The 23,702-nt window shown below is 48.2% G+C and carries 22 protein-coding genes; 13 read left to right on the top strand and 9 right to left on the bottom strand.

Annotation, left to right across the window (positions count from 1 at the left end; all coding sequences use genetic code 11):
- Positions 1 to 101: 101 nt before the first annotated feature.
- Entirely contained in the window at positions 102 to 1,028 is a 927-nt protein-coding gene (locus D082_RS06840) for a hypothetical protein (RefSeq protein WP_051738720.1), read from the top strand.
- Between the two features lie 227 nt (positions 1,029 to 1,255).
- On the opposite strand, the gene D082_RS06845 is transcribed toward D082_RS06840, so the two are convergent.
- Positions 1,256 to 3,352 carry a cation:proton antiporter gene (locus D082_RS06845; protein WP_028948500.1) on the bottom strand — a complete coding sequence of 699 codons (2,097 nt, stop codon included), beginning with the start codon at positions 3,350 to 3,352 and terminating at the stop codon, positions 1,256 to 1,258.
- A 33-nt stretch (positions 3,353 to 3,385) separates the two neighbouring features.
- Between D082_RS06845 and D082_RS06850 the strand changes: the two genes are divergently transcribed.
- The 7 genes from D082_RS06850 (at position 3,386) to D082_RS06880 (ending at position 9,438) form a co-directional block, all read left to right on the top strand.
- A complete protein-coding gene (locus D082_RS06850; RefSeq protein WP_238546872.1) occupies positions 3,386 to 4,099 on the top strand; it encodes a hypothetical protein in 714 nt (237 codons plus the stop codon).
- A 117-nt stretch (positions 4,100 to 4,216) separates the two neighbouring features.
- Positions 4,217 to 4,855, top strand: coding sequence for a histidine phosphatase family protein (locus D082_RS06855; protein ID WP_028948502.1), 639 nt, complete (start codon positions 4,217 to 4,219; stop codon positions 4,853 to 4,855).
- 238 nt (positions 4,856 to 5,093) lie between these two features.
- Entirely contained in the window at positions 5,094 to 6,299 is a 1,206-nt protein-coding gene (locus D082_RS06860) for an SGNH/GDSL hydrolase family protein (RefSeq protein ID WP_038530441.1), read from the top strand.
- Between the two features lie 92 nt (positions 6,300 to 6,391).
- Complete coding sequence (locus D082_RS06865) at positions 6,392 to 7,552, top strand: cysteine desulfurase family protein (RefSeq protein WP_028948504.1); 1,161 nt, start codon at positions 6,392 to 6,394, stop codon at positions 7,550 to 7,552.
- Between the two features lie 21 nt (positions 7,553 to 7,573).
- Positions 7,574 to 8,248 (top strand): ComF family protein, encoded by a 675-nt coding sequence (locus D082_RS06870; protein ID WP_028948505.1) that lies wholly within the window; start codon positions 7,574 to 7,576, stop codon positions 8,246 to 8,248.
- A gap of 108 nt (positions 8,249 to 8,356) precedes the next feature.
- Positions 8,357 to 8,971, top strand: a complete 615-nt coding sequence (locus D082_RS06875; protein WP_028948506.1) for a L,D-transpeptidase — start codon at positions 8,357 to 8,359, stop codon at positions 8,969 to 8,971.
- Positions 8,972 to 9,102: 131 nt separating this feature from the next.
- Positions 9,103 to 9,438: a DUF433 domain-containing protein gene (locus tag D082_RS06880; protein WP_028948507.1), complete on the top strand. Its 336-nt coding sequence runs from the start codon at positions 9,103 to 9,105 to the stop codon at positions 9,436 to 9,438.
- Between the two features lie 168 nt (positions 9,439 to 9,606).
- On the opposite strand, the gene D082_RS06885 is transcribed toward D082_RS06880, so the two are convergent.
- Positions 9,607 to 10,251, bottom strand: a complete 645-nt coding sequence (locus D082_RS06885) for a Uma2 family endonuclease (RefSeq protein WP_028948508.1) — start codon at positions 10,249 to 10,251, stop codon at positions 9,607 to 9,609.
- 344 nt (positions 10,252 to 10,595) lie between these two features.
- On the opposite strand from D082_RS06885, the gene bchB reads away from it, so the two are divergent.
- Together bchB and D082_RS06895 are read left to right on the top strand one after the other, a co-directional pair.
- Positions 10,596 to 12,122 (top strand): ferredoxin:protochlorophyllide reductase (ATP-dependent) subunit B, encoded by a 1,527-nt coding sequence (gene bchB / locus D082_RS06890; RefSeq protein WP_028948509.1) that lies wholly within the window; start codon positions 10,596 to 10,598, stop codon positions 12,120 to 12,122.
- A gap of 131 nt (positions 12,123 to 12,253) precedes the next feature.
- Entirely contained in the window at positions 12,254 to 12,934 is a 681-nt protein-coding gene (locus D082_RS06895; RefSeq protein WP_028948510.1) for a TrkA family potassium uptake protein, read from the top strand.
- A gap of 11 nt (positions 12,935 to 12,945) precedes the next feature.
- Here D082_RS06895 and D082_RS06900 read toward each other — a convergent pair whose 3' ends face one another.
- Both D082_RS06900 and D082_RS06905 read right to left on the bottom strand, forming a co-directional pair.
- The gene (locus tag D082_RS06900) at positions 12,946 to 14,565 is read right to left on the bottom strand and encodes an iron uptake porin (RefSeq protein WP_028948511.1); all 1,620 of its coding nucleotides are present in this window, start codon (positions 14,563 to 14,565) and stop codon (positions 12,946 to 12,948) included.
- A gap of 179 nt (positions 14,566 to 14,744) precedes the next feature.
- Positions 14,745 to 16,151: a sugar porter family MFS transporter gene (locus D082_RS06905; RefSeq protein ID WP_028948512.1), complete on the bottom strand. Its 1,407-nt coding sequence runs from the start codon at positions 16,149 to 16,151 to the stop codon at positions 14,745 to 14,747.
- A gap of 300 nt (positions 16,152 to 16,451) precedes the next feature.
- Here D082_RS06905 and secD point away from each other — a divergent pair, with 300 nt between their 5' ends.
- Positions 16,452 to 17,867: a protein translocase subunit SecD gene (gene secD / locus D082_RS06910; RefSeq protein ID WP_028948513.1), complete on the top strand. Its 1,416-nt coding sequence runs from the start codon at positions 16,452 to 16,454 to the stop codon at positions 17,865 to 17,867.
- Between the two features lie 51 nt (positions 17,868 to 17,918).
- Positions 17,919 to 18,866, top strand: coding sequence for a protein translocase subunit SecF (gene secF / locus D082_RS06915; RefSeq protein ID WP_028948514.1), 948 nt, complete (start codon positions 17,919 to 17,921; stop codon positions 18,864 to 18,866).
- Positions 18,867 to 18,902: 36 nt separating this feature from the next.
- Here the strand turns inward: secF and D082_RS06920 are convergent, their stop codons facing one another.
- Both D082_RS06920 and D082_RS06925 read right to left on the bottom strand, forming a co-directional pair.
- Positions 18,903 to 20,795: a mechanosensitive ion channel family protein gene (locus D082_RS06920; RefSeq protein ID WP_238546873.1), complete on the bottom strand. Its 1,893-nt coding sequence runs from the start codon at positions 20,793 to 20,795 to the stop codon at positions 18,903 to 18,905.
- Between the two features lie 67 nt (positions 20,796 to 20,862).
- Positions 20,863 to 21,309: a VOC family protein gene (locus D082_RS06925; RefSeq protein ID WP_028948515.1), complete on the bottom strand. Its 447-nt coding sequence runs from the start codon at positions 21,307 to 21,309 to the stop codon at positions 20,863 to 20,865.
- Between the two features lie 71 nt (positions 21,310 to 21,380).
- On the opposite strand from D082_RS06925, the gene D082_RS06930 reads away from it, so the two are divergent.
- Positions 21,381 to 21,773, top strand: coding sequence for a response regulator (locus D082_RS06930; protein ID WP_028948516.1), 393 nt, complete (start codon positions 21,381 to 21,383; stop codon positions 21,771 to 21,773).
- 25 nt (positions 21,774 to 21,798) lie between these two features.
- Here D082_RS06930 and D082_RS06935 read toward each other — a convergent pair whose 3' ends face one another.
- The 3 genes from D082_RS06935 to D082_RS06945 form a co-directional block, all read right to left on the bottom strand.
- Complete coding sequence (locus D082_RS06935; RefSeq protein ID WP_038531449.1) at positions 21,799 to 22,695, bottom strand: tRNA (5-methylaminomethyl-2-thiouridine)(34)-methyltransferase MnmD; 897 nt, start codon at positions 22,693 to 22,695, stop codon at positions 21,799 to 21,801.
- A 12-nt stretch (positions 22,696 to 22,707) separates the two neighbouring features.
- The gene (locus D082_RS06940) at positions 22,708 to 23,094 is read right to left on the bottom strand and encodes a hypothetical protein (RefSeq protein ID WP_028948518.1); all 387 of its coding nucleotides are present in this window, start codon (positions 23,092 to 23,094) and stop codon (positions 22,708 to 22,710) included.
- Positions 23,095 to 23,199: 105 nt separating this feature from the next.
- Positions 23,200 to 23,697 (bottom strand): hypothetical protein, encoded by a 498-nt coding sequence (locus D082_RS06945; RefSeq protein ID WP_028948519.1) that lies wholly within the window; start codon positions 23,695 to 23,697, stop codon positions 23,200 to 23,202.
- Between the last annotated feature and the right edge of the window lie 5 nt (positions 23,698 to 23,702).

Below are 23,702 nucleotides of genomic sequence, written 5' to 3' on the forward strand. Positions count from 1 at the left end.
AAATCAGCCTCCATTCTACCATTGGCCCGGGCAAGGGTCTGGCTTGACCAGTCTCTGCCAAGATATGTGAAGATCGTTGAATTTACCTAAGGATCGGGTCAATGAACTCATTACTGCAAAGACTAAAGTGTTGGCGGAGTATTCCCTGGGCTTGGCTCGTGGGAGCCGCTACCACCCTAGCTATTCTGGTGGCAACCCTCCTACCGAGTTTGGCCAATAACCCTAAAAACAGTCTTTATACCCCCATGGCGGATGGGGACTATACATTTTCCGAAACGAATCGTCGGGGAATGACCGAGAGAATTACCTATGATTTCCCTGTCACAGGTTTGAAGTTGACAATGCCCCGATTCTTGAAAAATCCCGAGGCCATCCAAACCCCTGGCAAGGATATTGTGGTCTTTTTACGGACAATTCCTGATACCTGCGGACTATACGAGATGTCGGAAACCATCTTGCTCCCCAATGCAGGGCCGCCGCCCCATTTCCATCTTGACAACGACGAATGGTTTTTCTCGACGGAAAATTCTCAAATTCGACTCTACAGTGCCCAGGAGAAACAGGAAACCATCAAAGCCGGCCAAGTACCGGGGATCAATCTTGCCCCCATCAAAATAGGATCCGTGGTGCAAAAACAGGGGGAAATTTTATTCTCTCCCAAGGGTTCCGTACATTTCTTTCGCAATGAAACCCCCGGCAAGGATAATGTGCGGGGTTTTTATAATGTCTGGTCACCGGGCTATGGCACCCTAGAGCGTTTTCAGGGCATTAATCGTATTGACCATGGCAATGAACCTTTGCCCCTACCAGAAGATCAGGCAGTACTTTTGCAAACCAGTCTTTGGGGCTTTCCCCACGATATTACGGGACGGTTTGTGGGCGTTAAGGATTTCTACGGCATCCGTGGCCCGGTCTTTGAACATCCCGATAATGTGCAGAAACTCCAAGAACTGTTTGATGCTGGAGAAGCTTGCTATCCTCCCGATGGTCTGAGAAAACCGAAACCACCCCTGCCGGAGCCGCAATAAAATCTTGCCTTTTGGCTGGGAAGATTTTACGCAGATGTATGACTCTGGCAGTTTTTGAGATTAACTTTGTCCCAAACAACCAGAGTTATTTTAGTCATCAATTGTCAGTGTCTCCCATGTACTCTAAATTAAAATTGTCCGCATTTTTTGTATATTTCACCTAACCTAGACAGTATTTGAGAAACTGACCAATTCCACCGCTTCCGATTGTTACCCCCAGTAAAAATTTAAGCATAGGGATCGCCAAATAAAACGAAGGAACTGGTGATTTCCCGCAAAATTTTATCGGTCACTTCCCCCAGGGCTACTCCCCCCACCGATCGCCGGCGGAAGGAACGGAGCACGACTAGATCAAAGGTGTGAGAGACCCGCACAAGCACCTTAGCTGCGTCATCATGGCAAATGACTTTAATGGGATAGTCCGCCGTGGCCTGGCACTGGCCTAAAAACCGTTCCATTTCCGTTTTAAATGCTTGTACCTGGGCGGGGGATGTGTTGTGGGGACAAACATGGAGCAGGGTGACGATGGCTCCATTGGTTTCCGCTAACCGCTGGGTGAACTGGAATAGCTCCAGCGTTTGGGGAGTGAGGTTTTTAATTGGGAATAAAATGCGATGGAAAGAACGGGGGTCAGACAATAACCGCATCACCGCCACCGGACAATGGGCCGACCAAAATACGCTGTCAATGGTGCTACCGAATAATTTAGCCCGTAAACCCAGGGATTGTTGGCTCCAACCCATGATGATTAAGTCAGCATTTTTTTCCCTTGCCGTGTGGCTGATGGCCCGGGCCACATCGTCGTCGATACGGAGGGCTGGGTGGGCATCGACTTTTAGATTAGTGGCCAGTTCCGTGGCCTGTTGCAATAACAGCTCATTTTTAGCTAACCGGCTGGTCAGCCCAGGATCATCCATGTGCACCGGCGCTTTGGCGATCGCCAAGGGAATCACCACTCCACTTTCATGGCGGGCAATCAGGGCTCCTACTTCCAATAAATAACCCAGGGTTTGGGGATTTTGGGTTGGCACCAGAACGGTAAAGGTGGAAGCCTTTGGAGGGACCAGGGTCACGGCTCCATTTTCCTCTGGATCGTTTAAGTCATCTTCCAAACTGGACAAACCATTGGGAATCGGAATTTTGGGGGCAAATTTGGCCGTCATTAACGGGCCAACGATGGACGTGATCAGCATTAAAACAATAATGGTGTTTAACACCGTCTCCGACACCAGGCGATCGCCAGCGGCATTAACCGCTTGGTATCCGGCCACCGCCGCCGCCAATGTAGCCGCCACCTGGGGAATGGAGAGAGACCACATGGTTAAACCTTCGGCCCAGCTATACCCTAGTTTCAGTTGCGCCAAGATCGCCGCCACTCCTTTGGAAAGGATTAACCCGGCCACAATGGCCACCACCAAGGGAAATAGTGTGGTGAGGGTAACCATAAAAGCTGGTAAATCCAACAGCAGCCCAATACCAATAAAGAAAAAAGGAATGAATAGAGTAGTGCCCAGAAACTCAACCTTTTCCTTCACTGGCCCGTTGCCCAGCACATCATTGACCGCCAGCCCCGCCAGAAAGGCACCGACAATTTTGTCTACATTGATCAGTTCCGCCCCCACTGAGGCCAGAAAAACCGCCAACAACACAAATAAAAACTGGTTACTTTGTTCATCCCCCGTGCGACGAAAATATTCCCGTCCCGCCCAATCAAAGCCGATTAAAACCAAGGCACTGTAAACGGCGATCGCCACCAATTGCACCACCAAGCCCGCAGGGGAAAAACTGCCACTGTGGATGGAAATACAAATGGCCAAAACCAACAAAGCGGCAATGTCAGTGAAAATTGTGGCCCCAATGGTGACCATCACCGCCTGATTCCGTACTATGCCCAACCGCTGGACAATGGGATAACCCAACAAGGTGTGGGAAGCAAACAGAGAGCCGAGCAACACAGACGCATTGAGGGAGTAGCCAAAGGTTAAACCAACGGCCAACCCCGTCAGCAACGGCACCGCAAAGGTCAGGGAACCATACAGTAAGGAGCGGTTCTTGGTCCGGCGGAAATCCACCATGTCAATTTCCAGTCCCGCCACAAACATTAAATAAATTTTGCCAATGTCGGTGAAGAGCTTGATGCTTTCCGAATCTTCGTTGAGCACCCCCAGACCACTCTTGCCCAGCACAATGCCAGCGAACAAAAGTCCCACTAGTCCTGGTAACTTCAACCGCTCAAAAATGGGCGGCAGGATCAGGGTCACCAGTAATAAAATGGTGAAGTCGATTAAGGGATTACTCGGAATCGTTGCCAATAAGCCATCCATAGATTGGGGTTGTTTAGGTCATAGGCAAAGGCCATGGGCATCATCATACCGTTCCCGCTCCCGATCGCCATTACCACCTCCTTTGCCCTGGTCGGCCTTGCAATTGCGCCCCTTTTCCCCTCTGCCCCCATGCGTAATCAGTATTTCTTTTCCCTCAACCTAGCTTTCTTGCCCGCTGTAGTGCCCACCCTGGCTAGTGTTTACCTAGGAACTCTGGTCATCTCCTCCCCGGCGATCGCCTTAGATTGTGCCGAGATGGGAGAACTAGCACAGTATGATTCCCGTTGTTGGGAAAATTTGCCCCCCACCATGGCCCCCAAGGCCGGAAACAATAGCACCAATGCTCCCCCAAATGCCATTTTAGGCAATGGACTGCAAGCTTTTCAGGGCACCTGGAAGTTCGATTACGAAAAAACCATGGAAGCGTACAGACAAAGCCCTGACTATAGGCCGGAGGAAGACATCGAAGCATTATCCGGACTGCTGAATTTAATGTTTGGCATGGTTTCCCTGAAAATTAGCGGCAATCAGCTACAGATGGGCGTTGCTGACAGCAGTGAAGTTATTACCACCATCGACTGCCAAGTGGATTCCGCCACCGCCACCGTGGTTACAGCCCAGTGCACCAAGGAGGGTGACACCAAAACAATCAAATTTGAAAATGTTTTGCCAGGACAATATATGAGATTTAATGCGGTAGGGGAAAATGATTGTCCCTACTGCACTTGGCGTCGGGTGGAACCATAACTACCCATTGAAGCTGTACCCTGAACCTTGTTAAGTAGTTAGTCTAGCCAGCAAAATTGCCCTAATTGAAACTAATTAGCCTTAAATCGGCAGAAAATATCTAAAAAAATACCCATTATGACCCTTAACCTCTATTTTCTCCGCCACGGTGAAACCACCTCCAGTCAAACGGGGACCTTTTGCGGTCGCCTGGACATTGACCTCACCAGCCATGGCTATCAGATGGCCCATCAGTTTGCCGAAGCCTATCAAAATGTGCCTTGGACAGCTATTTTCGCCAGCCCTTTGCACCGAACCATGGCCACTGCTACCCCTTTGAGTGAATTGATTAATCTCCCCATTCAAAAACGCGACGGCCTAAAAGAAATTGCCTATGGGCAATGGGAAGGGAAAACCCCCGCCGAAGTTAATCAACAATTCCACGATGATTATGTGCGGTGGTTGGCGGACCCGGGCTGGAATGCCCCTTCCGGCGGAGAAAAAGGTATTGACATTGCCCGCCGTAGCTCCGAAGTGCTGGAGGAAATTGAACAAACCTTTGCCACGGGAAATGTGTTGGTGGTGTCCCACAAATCCACCATCCGCATTATGCTCTGCAGCTTGCTGGGCATTGACATTGGCCGTTTTCGAGACCGGATTGGCATGCCAGTGGCGGCGGTGAGCATTGTCACCATGTCCGAGCATGGTCCTTTAATCGAAGTGATGGGCGATCGTTCCCATCTCAGCCATGATTTGCGGGATAGATACGGAACCTAACTCCTAGTCCCACTGATTGTGAACCATGGGAAGTGGGGAGCCCAATTCATTGACATAGTCAGAATTCCGTAGCTCTTTTGGTCTAATGGGGCGCAAAACTTGCAATGGAAGAAAGAACAAGGCAAAACCATGGTTATGGATATTAGAGAGCAATTCCCAATGGGCAGATGGTGATTGGGTATAGTTAGAGTCGTTATCCCCCAATAACGGAATTTCTCCGCAATTGTTTTATCCTCGCATGGCAAAATCTCCTCAAAATAAACAGTGGTTAGCCAATACCCTACTGGTGTTGGGCAGTTTGGGTTTTGCCGTGGTGGTGGCGGAAGTGGCTCTAAGGTTAATGGGCATTAGTTATCCTAGCTTTTACCAAGTGAATCCCCAGCGGGGCCACAGCTTAATCCCTAACTTATCCGGCCAATGGACCCATGAAGGCAATGGCTTGGTGAGAATTAATGCCGATGGCCTCCGCGATCGCCATTATGAAAAGGAGAAAGGAGCCGATACCTATCGCATTGTGGTGTTGGGGGATTCTTTTTCCGAAGCAATTCAGGTTAACGAAGATCAGACCTATTGGAGCGCCATAGAAAAAAATTTGCCCTCCTGCCCCGGCTTAATGGGAAAAACGGTGGAAGTAATTAATTTTGGCGTGGGGGACTACGGCACTGCCCAGGAATATTTAACCCTCCAGCACCATGCCATTGAATACCAACCAGATTTAGTCTTACTGCAAATTTTCACCGGCAATGACATTGTCAATAATTCTCGCCAACTCAGCCCCGGCGATCGCCTAGCACCATTTTGGGAAGAAGTGGAAGGCCAATGGCAAATGCAGTTTGATTTTCAGGAAACAGCGGCCTATCAAAGGCGGGACGGTACTCCAAGACGATTGCTGTACAGCTTGATTAATCGGGTGCGACTGCTACAAGTACTTAATGAAGCTAAACGACAATGGGTAACCCAACGGACTTTAACCACCCAACAGCAAGGCAATGCTGACATCATTCCCGCCCTAGATTTCGACGTTAATTTATATCGGGAACCCACCGATCCCGCCTGGGAGCAAGCTTGGGCCGCTACGGAATCTTTGGTGACAGCCATCAACCAAGTCAGCCGGGAAGAAAATGCCGATTTTTTAGCGGTGGTTATTAGCAATCCTCCCCAGGTATATCCCGATCGCCAGGTGCGGGAAAAGTTAAAGCAGTTGGGGGCGGAAAATTTGTTTTACCCTGACCAGCGGTTGGCCCAGTTAGGAGAAAAAGAGAACTTTGCTGTGCTGACTTTGGCGGAAACCATGCAACAAAAGGCCGATGCGGAGCAAACCTATTGGCACGGTTTTGATAACACCATCCCCGGAGTGGGTCATTGGAATGTTCAAGGCCATGAACTGGCCGGTAAGTTAATTGGCGATCGCCTTTGCCAAATGGTGACAGAAGAAAAAAAGTAAAACGCTATCCTGTAAATCTAAGTCCAGCAAAAGTTAAGCAAATTAGCCATTAGACCAAGAAATGACCGGACAAGTGGGAACAGGAAAGCACCATGGAACGGCCCCTTTACTTCGATAACCATGCCACCACCGCCCTCGATCCTAGGGTGCTAGAAGCCATGGTCCCTTACCTGACGGAGCAGTATGGCAATGCCGGCAGTGCCCATTTTTACGGTTGGCAAGCCCAAGGGGCGATTAAACAAGCTAGGCAAGTAATTGCCGATACCATCGGGGCCCGGCCGGAGGAAATTATTTTCACCAGTGGCGCCACAGAAGCTAATAATTTGGCCATTCGGGGAGTGGCAGAGGCTTACTTTGCCGAAGGGAAACATCTGGTGACGGTGGAAACGGAACATCAAGCGGTGCTGGCCCCCTGTCGTTATTTGGAAACCCTGGGGTTTGAAGTGACCTATTTGCCTGTGCAGCCCAATGGTTTGGTGAATTTAACCGAGTTGGAAAAGGCTCTGCGACCAGATACCATTCTTGTTTCCGTGATGGCGGCGAATAATGAGATTGGTGTGATCCAACCCCTGGAAGAAATTGGCAGGTTATGTCACCGAAAATCGATTATTTTCCATTGCGATGGGGCCCAAGCCCTGGGCAAAATTCCCCTTGATGTGGGGCGATTAAACATTGATCTACTGTCTTTCACCGGGCACAAAGTCCACGGGCCGAAAGGCATGGGGGGATTATATCGTCGTCAAAATCCGGGGGTGAGGTTAGCGCCCCAACTGTTGGGGGGAGGACAAGAAGGTAATTTTCGTTCGGGAACCCTACCCGTGCCACTCATTGTCGGCTTAGCCCAAGCTCTCGCCATTGCGGGGGAAACTTTGGTGTCGGAAGGCGATCGCCAGCGACAACTACGGGATCAACTTTGGCAGGGTCTAGGAAAAATTGGCGGGGTGGTGCTGAATGGGGACTATGAACAAAGGTTACCTGGGAATCTCAATGTCAGTATTACTGGGGTCGATCCCAAGGCTTTGCTGACCAGCCTACAACCTCGATTGGCCCTATCCTCCGGTTCCGCCTGTTCTTCCCATCGCACTGAAGCTTCCCATGTGTTGTATGCCCTTGGCCGGGATAAAACCGCCGCCCAAGCCAGTCTAAGGTTTGGTCTAAGCCGATTTACTACCGAGGCAGAAATTGACCAGGCGATCGCCATTGTGACCAATACGGTGGCCCAGTTGCGGGCCGATGCTTCTAACCAGGGTTAATTTCTCCCAAGTTTGTCTTCCATGTGGCAATCAATTCGCTCCCTCCTCTTTCAAACTCCCTGTCCCCTTTGTCAAAAACCCAGCCAGGATCAGTTTTGTCGGGATTGCACTGGACAAATTTTCAGCCATTGTTTTGCCCCTAACCTCCCGCAATGGCAAGGAAATTTTCCCCGCTTTGTTTGGGGCCAGTATGAAGGACAACTGCGGCGGGCCTTGACGGTGATGAAATTTGAGCAACAGCCCGACATTGGCATTTGGCTGGGAGAACAGCTTGCCCAAGCATGGCTTAAACAACCCCAAGCTAAACTTAGAATACGTCCCCAGGTGGTGCCCATTCCCCTCAGTAACCGCAAACAAGCTGAACGGGGATTTAACCAAGCTGAAAGAATTGCCGCTGGTTTTTGCCGCCTGACTGGTTATGTTCTACGCCCCCAAGCATTGCGACGGGTTAAAGATACCCAAGCTCTGTTTGGTCTTGGCCCAGGCGATCGCCGCCGGGAATTACAATCAGCTTTAGCCACGGGGCCAGCGTTTAACCCCCATCACCCTTGGTTAATAGTGGACGACATTATAACTACCGGCACCACCGCCCTAGAAGCCCGACGGGCCATGGAAGAAAAGGGAGCTAAAGTGTTGGGCATCGTGGCGATCGCCGCACCGTCTTTTTCTCGGACTATGGAACTTGGACAGCACTGATAATGATCATTTAACATATTATTCTCGTATATTTCCATCAATTTGTATTTAATTTCGTATTGTTAACCCTAGCCTGCTTCCCTTCAATCATTTTTCAACCTTAATCCTATGCAGAAACAAGTCTCTCCCCTAACCCATGTCGCCCTTTGGTTGGGTGGTGTTAGTTTGACTGCAACCAGCTTGGTCATTCCCACTGCCGCCCAGGCCCAAAGCAATCTCAATGGAGGTAGTGCCATCCCTCCCCTCAAACCAATTCCGGAGTCCACCTTCACTCCTCCAGCGGTACCAACGGCGACCCCCACTAATCCCAACAGTCAAGCCCTGGCTACCCATATTGTGCTCGTGTTGGGGGAACGGAAGGTTTACGCCTACCAAAATGACAAAGTTTTAGCCAGTTACCCGGTGGCGGTGGGCAAAAAAGGCTGGGAAACGCCCCAAGGCAATTTCCAGGTAATCCAAATGGTGGAAAATCCCGTCTGGGAAAATCCCTGGAATGGCAAAAAAGTTGCCGCTAGCTTGGATGGGCCCATCGGTATCCGTTGGATCGGTTTTTGGAGTGACGGCAAAAATACCATTGGTTTCCATGGCACCCCGAAAAAACATGAACATTTCCTGGGCACAGCGGCTTCCCACGGTTGCGTCAGAATGCGGAATCAAGATGTGGTGGCTTTGTTCAACATGGTACAAAATGGCACCCCAGTACGAGTAGTGCAAAAAAAATAGATTGTTTGCACTGACTGAATCAAAAAGGCGATCGTGTACAACCGTTAGGAATTGGGAATTGTAGCCCCGGTTTCTGAGTTTTAACTTCTGATCGCCACTCAAGGTAACTCTGCATTACCGAGGAAATACCAATGGTGACAACCCTAATCAATCATATTGAGATCACCCCAGGAACCTGGGTCGGAAAACCCCGCATTGCTGGGCACCGGATCACAGTTCAAGACATTGTGATCTGGCATGAACGCATGGGTCTATCTCCCGACGAAATCGTCCATCATTATCCTAGTATTACTTTAGCTGACGTTTATGCAGCCTTGTCTTACTATCACGATCACCTTGAAGAAATTAGGCAAGGAATTATTGATGATGAAATTTTTGCTGAAGAAATGCGATCCAGTACCCCTTCTTTGATGGAAGCAAAGTTAGGAAAAATGCATAGCAAATTAGAGATTCTTGTCAATGCGTAACTCCTATCACATTGAATTTTTGTAGTCTGTTTACCGCAGGCAGATAATGATAAATACTTATGGCCATCGTGTCTAACCATTGAGGATGGCGTAAAAAACACTAAAATCCTAATTACAGCAAACTTTTTCAAAAAATAAACACATTATGGTTAATGGAAGTACGTCTCTCTAGATATATTCCTGTAACCACTGTCGAAACTCACGACGTAAAGTACTCATAGGAATCACCTGGCTTTTTTTTAAACAAAGGGAAATTCCTTCAATAATGGGAATAGAGGGAAAAGCTTTGCTCATAAAAGAGTTAACGTATTTTCCTTCTTCTAGTAAACTAATTTCCAGTTTTCCATCTTCATATCGCCAAATTTCAGGAATACCCAATGCCTCATAGGCACTGACCTGGGTAACAGAAGTGAAATCTACTTCGATCGCCAAATCGGGGACAGGATCAACATCTAAATTCAGCCGTTGTTTGCCCACCATAGCTTGATAGTTGTCAATATAAAAACAATCATCAGGCTCAATACCTGCTTGCATAGGTCTGCTTTTAAAAGTAGTGGAGCCAAGGGATTCCCATTCCATGCCTAATTCTTCTAGTAAAACCACAAGTAAATGGGAAATCAAAACTTTAGTGCGTTCATGGCCAGGTAAAGGCATCCGAAATTCTAAAACTCCCTTGTAATAAGCGATATGGGAATGACGATGTTCCCCTAAATCTTCCAAAATTTCCTCAAATTCCTGCCAGGAGATTTGATCGAGAATAATACGCTGACCCGGCTCAACTTTTATTTGGGCGATCGCAATTTTGACAGGCATACCCTCAAACTCCAACTTTGAATTGGCATTGGTTTAATCATAAATCGAAAAAAACAACTAACGACAGCCTCTGTGATTGTGCAAAACATACGGTGCTGACTTTGGCGTATTGACCCCCAGAACCTAAAGTTATGGTTAAAAATACTTATGAAGATCATGTCTAACCATTAAGAATTGTATGGAAAGCCATAAAAAAATAATTGAACTAAATAAAGCTGAAAGTCAATCAGAATAAGCATTACAGAAGATTAAAGGCTCAACTAAAATGTAAAGTTACCGCTCGACAAGGCTAAGGCTTTTACCGACAATTTGAGGGTGAATTATGCCCCCGGAGTCTGAACCCTATGAAATTGGCCTATTGGATGTACGCTGGCCCGGCCCACATTGGTACCCTACGCATCGCCAGTTCCTTTAAAAACGTCCACGCCATTATGCATGCTCCGTTGGGGGACGATTATTTCAACGTCATGCGCTCTATGTTGGAACGGGAGCAGAACTTTACCCCCGTCACCACCAGTGTGGTCGATCGCCAAGTGTTATCGAGGGGTTCCCAGGAAAAAGTGGTGGATAACATTGTCCGCAAAGATGGGGAAGAAGCGCCGGATTTGATTGTGCTGACCCCCACCTGTACCTCCAGCATTTTGCAGGAAGATTTGGCCAATTTCGTTGACCGGGCCCAGATGGATGCCCACTGTGACGTACTTTTGGCGGACGTGAACCATTACCGCTATAACGAATTACAAGCTGGCGATCGTACCCTCAAACAGATTGTGGAGTTTTATATTAAAAAAGCCCGTAAACACGGTAATTTAGCGACGGAAAAAACAGCTAAGCCATCGGTGAATTTAATTGGCTTCACCACCCTGGGTTTCCACAACCAGCACGATTGCACCGAATTAAAACGGCTAATGACGGATCTGGGCATTGAAGTGAACCTGGTTTTGCCGGAAAAAGCCACAGTGGACCAATTGGCTAAAATTCCCCAAGCTTGGTTTAACCTCTGCCCTTACCGGGAAATCGGCCTAATGACAGCGGGGTATTTGCAGGAAGAATTTGCCATGCCCTACGTGGATATTACCCCCATGGGAGTGGTGGAAACGGCCCGTTGCATCCGCAAAATTCAAGAAGTTCTGAACGCCCAAGGTGCAGAAGTCAACTACGAAAATTTCATCCAGCAACAAACCCGGTATGTTTCCCAGGCGGCTTGGTTTTCCCGCTCCATTGATTGCCAAAATTTAACCGGCAAAAAAGCAGTGGTCTTTGGGGATAACACCCATGCGGCCGCTATGACCAAAATTTTGGCTCGGGAAATGGGTATCCACGTTGTCCTGGCGGGTACCTATTGCAAATATGATGCCGATTGGTTCCGAGCTGAAGTGGCTGAGTATTGCGACGAGGTGTTGATCAGTGAAGATAATGGGGCGATCGCCGATGCCATTGCCCGCATTGAGCCGGCGGCCATTTTTGGCACCCAGATGGAACGGCACGTGGGTAAACGGCTGGATATTCCCTGTGGTGTTATTGCGGCCCCCATCCACATCCAAAATTTCCCATTGGGCTATAAACCCTTTTTCGGCTACGAAGGGACGAATCAGATTGCGGATTTGGTCTATAACTCCTTCACCCTGGGCATGGAAGACCATTTGTTGGAAATTTTTGGCGGCCACGACACCAAGGAGGTGATCACCAAGGGTATTTCCAGTGATTCTGATTTAGGTTGGCACAGCACCGCCCAAGCAGAGTTGAATAAAGTGCCAGGGTTTGTGCGGGGTAAAGTCAAACGCAATACGGAAAAATTTGCCCGGGAGCGGGGTCTATCGGAAATTACCTTGGAGGTTATGTACGCCGCCAAGGAAGCAGTGGGTGCTTAAGAGTACATAGGCCAAGTTCCAGTTCCTTGCTCAACCCTAAAAATTCCCCGATCACACCTTGGTGGAGATTGATCGCCATCAGTTTCCGCTAACTTCCACTACAATCGAGCCTGTTGTCCAACGGGTTAAAGATGTACATTCTCATCGGTGGCATGGGGAGCATGGGCTCTAATTTGGCCAAAAACCTCTTAAAAATGGGTCACACTCTAGCTACGGTGGATATTGATCCCATTGCTTGTCAGTATGCCCGGGAAAAAATTGGGGTGATGGCCTTTGAAGGCAGTGCGGTTAATACGACAGTGTTGATGGAAGCGGGTATACGAAAAGCGGAAGCGGTGATTGCCACTCTCCAAGATGATGCTTTGAATCTAGCTCTAGTTACCCTCTGTAAACATTACGGTGTACCCCAAATTGTTGTCCGCATGAGCGATGGGGATTTTGCTGAACCGTATCGCTTGGCCGGTGCCACCCACATTATCAGCACCACAGAATTGGCCCTTAATCGGGTAATTAATGCCATTGAGTATCCCCAAGTGGATGCCATGATGCACTTTGAACAGGGACAAATTGAAGTGCTCAAACTTTCCATTCCCCCCAATTGCACCATTGTGGGCCGTAGCGTGGCGGCGATCGCCCAGGATCCCCGTTTTCCTTCCGGTACTCTAATTATTGGTTACCAGGCCAATGCCCATGAAGATCTAAAAATTCCCAACGGTAATACGTTGCTGGAGGACGGTTCCACCATTTTGGCAGTGACCAAACCGGAGTTGGTGCGGCAGTTAATCAATTTTATGGGGCTGTGCCAGTCTTGATGGCTGGATTATCAGAACAAAAAGCTGGTGCGTATATGGCCCACATATTGGGTGGCGTTATTGCTGTTGGCCTCAGGATTAAGCACGACCCAAAATCCGGGGGTGATGGAAATATTGTCATTGATTTGAATGCGGTAAAATGCTTCCAAATGGTAGGGGGTGGTTTGTCCTACTGCTCCGGATAAGTTACTAGCGGTGACAGTGGGGGGAATACCCAGGGCAATGCCCGGTAAATTACCTTCCCCTCCCACATCCGGGAAACTAATACCCACCAAGCCATACCAAATGGCCGAACGGTTCCAGGAAACTGACTGCAAAGTGGTTCCCCCGACTCCATTGGACAAATTGCTCAATCCTCCCCCCTGGGCTTGGGCATCCACAAAACCTCCCCAGCCATGGATTTGCACATGGGGCGTGATGCGATAGTAACCCTGCAAAGTGTAAAAATTCCCCGCCGTGGCGATCGCATCTCCGAAGGGTTGAATGGCGAGGAAACTGCCGGTGCCCGCCATTAAATTTGTCTCGCCAGCGGGAAAATAGGAGCGGGAATAGGTGAAGCCAATGCCTCCGTCGGTGTTTTGATAAGCCAATTGGGCCAGGGTATGATAGCCCCCATTAAAAAGGCCGTTACCTGGGTCAGTATCGTTGGGATTGGTGGCTAGGTAGCCTACACTAAATTGCACTGTGGGAGTTATTTGCCAATTTAGGCCTGCTCCTCCCCCACCCCGGCGATAAATGGGGTCATACTCCCCAAAGCGGGAGGGAATACCTAGGGCATCATCAGCAATGGTAGGAGGAGTTAACGTATCCACCAAATCTGTGTAGCCGACCCCTACAGAACCCAGGCGTAGAGTCAAATTATCCGTTAGGGGAGTACGGTACCAAAGATGGCTCACCTCCACATTGTTGTTGGAATTGTCATCATAATTGAAGCGAGTCATATTGGTGCCAGTTTGTGCCACTCCGTTGAAGAAATTGGAGAATTGCAAACGAGTTCTGAACAGATCCTTGCCGGTAAAACTGGTTTCTAAATTAAACCGGACTCGATAGGCGAACTGGGCTTGAAATTCATTGCTGTCACCCCCCACCCGATCGCCAAAGACATTATCCAAAGAAACAATGGTTTGACCATAAAGTTTTGTAGTAACGGAAAATTGATGGTCTTCCAAAAAAGCGGTGCGGCTGGCTAAATTATCAACCCTAACCCCCAGTTGCTTGAGCTCTCCTTGGAAATCCTGGGCTAATTTTTTCAGCAGGTCTAAATCTGCCTGGGCAACGGAGACATTTTCTTGCAATAGTTGCTCAATGGTGTTTAAACAAGCATTTAATCCCGCCGCAAATTCGTAACGACCCAGAGGGCGATCGCCTCGGTAGGTGCGGTCTGGATAACCAACGAGACAACCGTAACGTTCCACCAAACTCTGCAGAGCGGCAAAGGCCCAATCATTGGGTTGCACATCCCGCAATTCTGCCACTGAAGTGATCTGATCCGCTGTTTTTAGGGGATTATTACTGCCCAACTGGTAACGGTTAACTGGGAAAAAGGGATCAGCTGGGGGAACGTTTTGGCCATAGCTGGGTAATGTCGCTGTTAGTCCACCGGCGATCGCCAAACTAGAAACAAAGCCCATGGATTGAGTCAATTTTGCTAATGACAATGTGGTATCCTCTCGGAAGAAATTAAGCCAGTGTTGGATGAAAAATTAACTTAAAATGCAATCGGATCAAAGTTAGGAATAAAAGTTACGCATAAAAAAATTTAAGTGATTTAAGCTAACGGCAATTAATCCGTTCCAGCAGAGAAAGCCAATTACATTTGCTCCAAAGTTTTGCCCTTAGTTTCTTTAACAAAAAACCAAACAAAGAAAATGGAAATAGCCGCCGACGTAGCGTAAAGGCCATAGGCGGGCCCTAAACCCACCGTGTCCAATAGGGGCGGAAAGGTGGTGGAAATAATAAAATTAGCAATCCACTGTACCCCCGCCGCCACTGATAGGGCCGCCGCCCGGATTTTGTTATTAAAAATTTCCCCTAACAACACCCAAACAATGGGGCCCCAGGAAAAGCCAAAACTAAATACATAAAGATTAGCCGTAACCAAAGCAATCACCCCCGCTGCCCCGGTCAAAGTGGGTTGCCCATTAACCACCGTCGCCCCTCCAAACACCACAGAAAGGATGCCCAGGGTGATGGTCATACCAATGGACCCCATGAGCAACAACGGCTTGCGGCCAAATTTATCCACAAAAGCGATCGCCACTAGGGTGGTGAGGATATTGATAAAACCGGTGATCACAGTGATCAATAGGGATTTTTCTTCGGTAAAACCTACCGATCGCCAGAGCACACTGCTGTAATAAAAAATTACGTTAATGCCAACAAACTGTTGTAATGCCGATAGCCCCATGCCAATCCAGACAATGGGTAATAGCCCTCCCCGACGGCTGAGCAGATCACTAAACCGGGGTTTATGGTCTAAGCTGACTGTCTGTCGAATTTCTTCTATGCGACCGGCCACGTCTCCCCCCTCCACTTTATGCAAAATGACCGCCGCCTTTTCTTCCTGACCCAAAGCCACCAAATACCGGGGAGATTCGGGAATCAGGAAAGCGCAAACACCATAGAGCAGGGCGGGAATTAACTCTGTCCAGAACATCCAGCGCCAGGCCGCCGCACCGAATAGCCAGGGATTTTGCGCCGATCCCCCCGCCATCAAAGCAATAAACCAATTACTCAACAGGGCGATGAAAATGCCGGAGACAATGGCCAATTGTTGCAAGGAACCTAAACGCCCCCGCAGATGGGCCGGAGACACTTCAGCAATGTAGGCTGGGGCAATAACGCTGGCGGCCCCCACCCCAATACCCCCCAACACCCGCCAGAAAATAAAATCCCAAATGGTGAAAGGTAAACCCGATCCAATGGAACTGAGGGTAAATAGTACCGCCGCTAAGATCATTGTTTTGACCCGCCCATGGCGATCGGCGATCAGGCCCGCCCCAAAGGCCCCCAGCGCTGACCCTAGAAGAGCCAGGGACACCGATAAACCCGTTAAAAGACTGTCAGTCTGAAAATGTTTTTGTAGCGCTGCCACAGCGCCATTAATCACTGCGGTGTCAAAGCCAAACAGGAATCCCCCCAGGGCCGCCACCCCCGAAATCAGGAGGACAAACTTAACGTTAGCCGTAGATTGGGAAGGGGAAGAGGAGGGATTCATGGTTAGCAGAGATTGAAGAAGTTAGCCTATGGCAAGTCGTACTTACCCAAGGACTAAATCCTACCAAGCAAAAAACCTATGTCATGAAGTCTTAATCAAATGTTGCAAAACGGAAATTTCCATCGTGATTTGTCTAAATTTAGTTCAAAGCAATTAAATCAAACAAAAGTTAGTTAGTCGATACAATTAGAATTGGCAAACTATTTTCTTAGACACTGTAGCCCTTGCTAGTGGGCGATCGCCTTGGGATTGACCCGTGGCACGATAGAATCGAACATTGTCCCCGATCACTTCCCTTCCATGCAAAGACTGCGTTGGCTACTGCTTTTAATTGTTGTCTTGGTCATTGGGGCCAGCTTTGTGCTGGTCAAATTACCCCTGCAATTGGGTCTAGACCTACGGGGGGGCGCTCAGTTAACCATTGAAGTTCAACCCACCGAAGAAATTACCCAGATTGACAACGATAGTTTGGTGGCGGTGAAAACAGTGATCGAAAACCGGGTCAACGCCTTGGGGGTATCGGAGCCATTGGTGCAAACGGCCGGGGAAGATAAGATTGTGGTGCAACTGCCGGGGGTGACCGATCCCGGACAAGCAGAACGAATTTTGGGTGGCACTGCCCAGTTAGAATTTCAGCAACAACGGCCGGGCACCGAAGGGGAATTTCAAGCGGAATACAGCATTAAACGGCAGCTAGATGCGGAGTTGGAAAATCTGCGTCGCTCCGGCGCATCCCCGGAAAATAGCGATCGCCTGGAAGAATTGTTAAAAGCAAAGGAAGAGTCAAACAAAGCCCTATTGGCCCTATTTGAGCCCATGGGGTTAACGGGCAAAAACCTCACCGATGCCCGTCCCAGTCCTAACCAAGCAGGTAACGCCTGGGAAGTAGCCCTCCGGTTTGACGAGGAAGGGGGACAAAAATTCGCCGAATTAACCCAAGCGGTGGCCGGCACGGGTCGGAGTCTAGGAGTATTTCTGGACAATGACCTGATCAGTGCTCCGGTGGTGGGAGTGGAATTTGCCAATACAGGTATTACCGGAGGTGCGGCGGTGATTACAGGTAATTTCACCATCGACACTGCTAACGATCTGGCGGTGCAACTGCGGGGTGGTTCTTTGCCTTTCCCGGTGGAAGTGGTAGAAAACCGTACAGTGGGAGCTACCCTGGGGCAAGAAAGCATCCGACGTAGTTTAGTGGCTGGATTTGTCGGCCTATTTCTAGTACTAGTTTTCATGGCGGTTTACTACCGTTTACCGGGGGTGGTGGCGGATATATCCCTAATGATTTACGCCATTTTGACCCTAGCGGCCTTTGCCCTGGTGGGGGTGACTTTGACCTTACCTGGTATTGCCGGTTTCATTCTCAGTATCGGCATGGCGGTGGATGCCAACGTGTTAATTTTTGAGCGCACCAGGGAAGAATTGCGGGCGGGTAATACCCTCTACCGTTCGGTGGAATCGGGCTTTTTCCGGGCCTTTTCCAGTATTTTGGACAGTAACGTCACCACTCTAATTGCCTGTGCGGCCCTATTTTGGTTTGGCTCCGGCTTGGTGAAAGGTTTTGCCCTCACCCTGGCGATCGGGGTCATGGTCAGCTTATTTACCGCTTTGACCTGTAGCCGTACCCTGTTGTTAGTAATTGTGTTGAGTTTGCCAAAGGTGCGTCAAAATCCTAGACTGTTCTGTCCTAACCTTTCAGTACCCGCCAAGTCTTAAATTATTCTGCTAAAAGTTCTGTTCTATCTTGATCAATAATCCCCAAAAAGCATGAAATTAGACCTGTTCAAATGGGAAAAACCCACCTGGATTTTGTCTGCAATCTTGATAGTTATTAGCATTGTGGCTATGGCAATTTCCTGGGTGCAGTTCCAAGCTCCCTTCAAGCCCGGTTTAGATTTTGTTGGGGGAACCCGTTTACAACTACAACTGGAGTGTGCCACCACTAATAATTGTCCAGGGGCGATCGATGTGGCTAAGGTGCAAGATGTTCTGGGGGGAGCGGGTCTAGGCAACAGCAGTGTACAGGTGATTGAGGACTACACCCTTTCTATTCGCCAACAGACCCTGGATGTGGAACAGCGGGAAGGGGTAATCAAGGCGTTGAATGAGGGCATTGGCAAATTTGATCCAGAAACCATTCAAATTGATACTGTTGGCCCCACAGTGGGCAAAGCTTTATTCCAGTCTGGGGTTTTAGCTCTGGTGCTATCTTTGTTCGGAATTATTATTTATCTGAGTGTTCGTTTCCAGATTGACTACGCATTTTTTGCCATTGTTGCCTTGATACATGACGTGGTAGTAACCATGGGGGCTTTTGCGATTTTTGGTTTGCTGGGGGGAGTGGAAGTGGATAGCCTTTTTCTCGTCTCCCTGCTAACTATTATTGGCTTTTCTGTAAACGATACGGTGGTAATTTATGACCGCATTCGGGAGACTTTGGATCGTTATCCAGATTGGAGTATTGACCGGGCTACGGACGATGCCGTTAATCAAACTTTGACTCGTTCCATTAATACTTCTTTGACCACCTGTTTACCCCTAGTGGCGATTTTTCTCTTTGGGGGAGATTCGTTAAAGTTCTTCGCCTTAGCCCTGTTGATCGGTTTCACTTCTGGGGTTTATTCGAGTATTTTTATTGCCACAACCCTCTGGGCCTGGTGGCGTAAACGGCGATCGCCAAAGAATCCCCCCAGGGAAATGGTGGTGGAAGCTTAACTGGATCGGAATTTGAGTACTCGTTAATTAACCACATCACATCAACCACTGTTGTTGGGGCACTCCAATGGCAATGCCTTCAGATGCAAAGGCCACGTTCACCCGTAGTCGCAATTCCCTAGCCACATCCCACTGTTCCCCCGGCAGGGTTTTGAGCCAAATGCGAATCCTAATGCCTTGATGGGAAACTTCCTCAATGCCCTTTAGCTCAGGGGCCTGAATCATTTTTGGATGCCACCAGGGGTCATGGTACAGTCCCAATGCCACCTGTTGCAAAACGGCGATCGCTTTTTTGGGGTCTGCATCGGCGGCCACCAGAATAGAATAGTCTACCCTCGACCAATCCTTAGTTTGATTACAGACAGTGCCAATGGCCCCATTGGGAATGGTGACTAAATCTCCATTAGGACAGCGGATGCGGGTGACAAATAGGTTTGTATCTTCCACTACCCCTTCAAACTCGCCAATCAGAACAAAATCATTAATGGCAAACGCATCACTCATCAGATTAGAAATACCGGCAATTAAATCCTTGATCAAGTTTTGGGAACCGAAGGACACCGCAAAACCAATAATCCCGGCCCCAGCCAGTACCGTGGCCACCGGCACATCGAACAAACTAAGGGAAAAGACAAAAGCAGTGAAAATGCAGATGACGATGTTAATGCCTCTAATAGCACTACTGATAGTATTAATTCTGATTTTTCTTCGTGTATATTTGGCAGTTTGTAAAATAGCATAATCATTTTCAATAGTATGAAAAAAAGACTCAATTAAAAAATCCGATATTTTGATTAAAATTATTGCAGATAACCAAATTAAGGTTAGGGAAATCGGGGTACCCGATAATTGTCGGCCTAAACGTCTGGTATTGGGGAAAACTTGGAGCAAAAAAGCACTGCCCCGAATCCAAATGATGAAGAGAAAAAAGATTAGGATTCTGCGGGTAAAAACTACTTGCTTGAGGCGATTCTTGAGAAAATCATAAAAATCCTTGCCCTGGAAAAGTTCGAGGATATTTTCAAAGATTTTCTGGTTATTTAAAGAAAAGGCTAGTGGGGGATGTTTTTTGCTATCTCCCCAGCCAACATTGCCAAACAATATGTATTTAAAGTAAGCACTGAGATAATAAATAAAAATTGCTATTCGGTCTAGAACTTGGAAAGCGAAGGAGTAGCGAGGAATTGCTGCAATATCACTAAAAATAGAAGCATCAATATTATTGTAGTCAAAATTTTGGTCTTGATCCTCCGCTTTTATTAAACAATTGATAGCCATTTTGAGTAAATGAATTCTATGACCCAGCCAACGGTAAATAAAGAGTACTGTTAAGGAAACTGTGAGCACAATAATGATGATAACTAGAGCAATTCTTATTTGTCTTCGCAGGGCTTCCGGTTGTCGTTCCTGCCTCGCTCGTATTAAGGCATTGCGGACTTGTTCCACCGTTTCTGAAGCCAAGTCTTCCGGAGTGAGGGCATATAAATCCGCATCGGCTTTGGTAATGGTCCGAAGAATTTGTGGCCGAAGATTTTTGCCGTCGCTAATTTGGATAATAATAGCTCCATTGAGAATGGAACTAGCCACGTTCAAGGTCTCTGGATCAAAGCCCCGCTGGACAATTTCTTTAAACTTACTCTCAATACGTTGTTGACGATAAACAATCGGACTAAGGGAAGAATCTCCTTCTTGATTGGCATTTCCTGTGGGCACAGCAATTAAAAAAATTGGCTCCCCATCGACCCTAACGGTAGTGTAATCCAAGTTACCAATTCTACCGGATAAATCTGGTTCAAAGCCTAGGTTAAAAGCTTTATTTTGTAGGGGAAGATCAGGGTTGACGGGTTCCACTAGGTCAATTTGGGGCGGTAGTTGACTAAGGAGAGTTTTTCCCGGTTGGGCCTGGGCAACACCTAGGCTCAGCAGCAAGGTGAGCAGGATGAGGGCTATTAGTTGCCTTAAATTTAATCCTTGATGGCGAAAAATATGATTTTCTTTACTCTTTGGGTGCAGTCTGACAACGAATAAATTCCAAAGGGAGGTTATCACTGTCAGCAATGAATAAAACTTCATAAATATGATCACCAATTTGTTGTTGCTGGGGGGGTAAAAGAATTTTTAATGGTTCAATTTGTTCTGGATTAATCTGGCAGGCTTCGGCAAATTGCCCCGTTAATTTTTCTAGCCATTCAGGCAAACTTTTTACCTGGTTAGTTAAATCAAAGGAAAGATGGTAATAACCCACATAATGCTCATCAGTAAAGGCATCGGGGGCTGGTCTAGGCTCAGGAATTTGAATTAATTCAATGCGTCCTCCCAAACCAGTGAGCCAGCAAGCTAAGGTGTAACCAGTGGTGAATCTTTCCCCAAGAGTAAAACCTAGTAGTTCGTAAAAGGCGATCGCCCGGTGGATATTAGCAGTACGAATAGAAACATGGTGCATGGTGCTCTATGCTGGGGGAGTCAAGGGGAAATTAACTTTTCAGCGACGCTTAATTTATTACAACCTTACCAATGTCTGAACTGAAAATCCTAATTGTTGACGATGAACCCCACATTGTAATTCTGCTGGAAGAGGTGTTTGAACTTTTGGTGGAAGAATATGAGGTGGAACTGTTAACTGCCATGGATGGGGAACAAGCCCTGGCCCTAGCAGCTGAACATCGTCCTCAATTGGTGATTTTGGATGTAATGTTACCGAAGATTAGTGGTTTAGCGGTGTGTCAAGGCATTAAGGAAAACCCTGATTTAGCGGGTACGACGGTTATTTTGCTGACCGCCAAAGGTCAACAGTTCGATCGCCAGGTGGGGTTGGCCATGGGGGCGGATTGTTATGTGACTAAACCCTTTCGACCCAGGGATTTATTGGCCCAGGCCAAGGAAATTTTGGGCATTGGAGAAGACTGAGAGCCAGTTTTAGAAAGATTCAGAGTTAGGGGCAATGGTCAATTTCCCCGTTGAGCCAACGTTTTTTCCAACGGCTGGTGGGTTCCCATGCACTTTTGCTCTGTTCCCCTTGACGACGGGCTAGGATTACCTCCGCCGGGTCTGTCCCCAGGGGATCACGGTAGGGTATGGCCGCCTTAGTTTGCAGATGTTCCATTTCCCATGGGGCAAATGTCGATGGGGGCAATGGTTGGGGGCTCGCCAGGGTACCCAGGGGCCGACGACGGGGATGGGGCGGTTGGCCGTCTCCCATGGTGGCAATGGACAGTCCCGACAGTTGTAAACCATGGCGCACCGCCGCTGCACTGCAATAGGTGGCTAAACGGCCTGTTGGAGCCAAGCGATCGCCTAGATGACGCAAAAACTCCACCGTCCAGAGCTGAGGACATTTGGGGGGAGAAAAAGGATCTAAAAAAATGGCGTCAGCCCCTATATTCTGGGGAACCACGGACAGCAATGTTTGTCGAGCATCTCCGATCGCCAGATGGGCTGTTAAAAATTCCCTGCTAACCGTTTCTGTTTGGGCTAGATCCTGCAAAATCTCCTGCACTAAATCTGGCCAACCCTGGAGCAAACCATTGGCGATCGCCTGGCGGGGCACTTGCAGATCATTTTCCAGACCGTATAGGGTGACATGGCAGTGGGGATTAACCTCCCAAATGGCCGTCAGGGCTGCCGCTGTGTTGTAGCCCAAGCCATAGCAGACATCAATAATGGTTAAGTGGGAGCGTTCTTCTGCTAACTGGGGTAAAAGGCAGGGATGAACAAATTTTTCGTCCGCCTCCGCCTTAGCACCCCGCTGGGAATGGAACGTTTCCCCAAACTGGGGCGAATAGAACGTAAAAGAACCATCCGCCGTCAACTGGGGAGTAAAAGGGGCCACAGTGGTCAAAAATTAGCCCTCCCTTCCCGGCTTACCCTGGGCCAATTCCCCTTTCAGGGTGGCAATTTCCTCCGTCAGGCGATCGAGCTCCCTTTTCGCCGTCGCAAAATCGATGATGTTATTGGATGCATTAGTAGTGGTTTTACCCAAGGGATTGGGTACCGATCGCCGCCATTGCTCCAGAAGTTGATCCACATACTGACGGGCTTCGGTTTCCGTAGTGGTGCCCTTTTGGGCCCATTGGCTGGCCCGTTGGTCCCATTCCTGTTGCAAATCCTGGAAAGTGCCCTGGCGTTTTTGCGGATCCTGCAATGTTTCCACCAAACTAGCGGTGGCTCCCACCGTAATCCGAAAACCTTGCTGGAGAGTGTTTAACAAAGTGCTGTTGTTGGTAGTCATCGTTAAAACTTGAGGTAGTTGAAGGTTAGGATTGAGTTCTCCAATGGTCGTTGCACTGATGGAAGTGGAACTGTGAAATACACCGTGGGTGAACCACGTTTGACCCTAAGCTAAACCAAAATGTCCTGTTTCCGCCACTGGACGGGGCACCAAGCCAGTTTCCCAACAAAGTTTCTGGAAATCTTTGATCAACCCACTGCGCTCAATTTGAGAATACTTATTCAGGTGACCTTTTTGGTTATAGACCAGCAACAGATCAAGCTCCGGTAGGGTGGCAAAGTGCAACAGTAAATTAAAAATGTCAATGGACTGAATTTGATATTCTTCCCTGGAAAAATTGGGATGTCTTTGGGCATCCTGTTTATTGCCAAAGCAAAATATGGCCGTCGCAGTCTTTCCCCCCCCTTTGGCGCTCAGGGTAAGTTTGACTAGGTTGTCATTGTGGCGACCAGTCCAAATATAAAGCTTATCCACGTTCAGCTTTTTGCCAATTTCTTCAAACAGAGGAGCCATCACCAACTGCACCACCTTTTTCTCGTCTCCGGTCCCTTCCGCTTGCTGGGACTGTTGCAGGAATTCTTCCTTAAATTTTTTCAAGCTCATAGGTT

It is taken from the genome of Synechocystis sp. PCC 6714 (assembly GCF_000478825.2).
Lineage (GTDB): Bacteria > Cyanobacteriota > Cyanobacteriia > Cyanobacteriales > Microcystaceae > Synechocystis.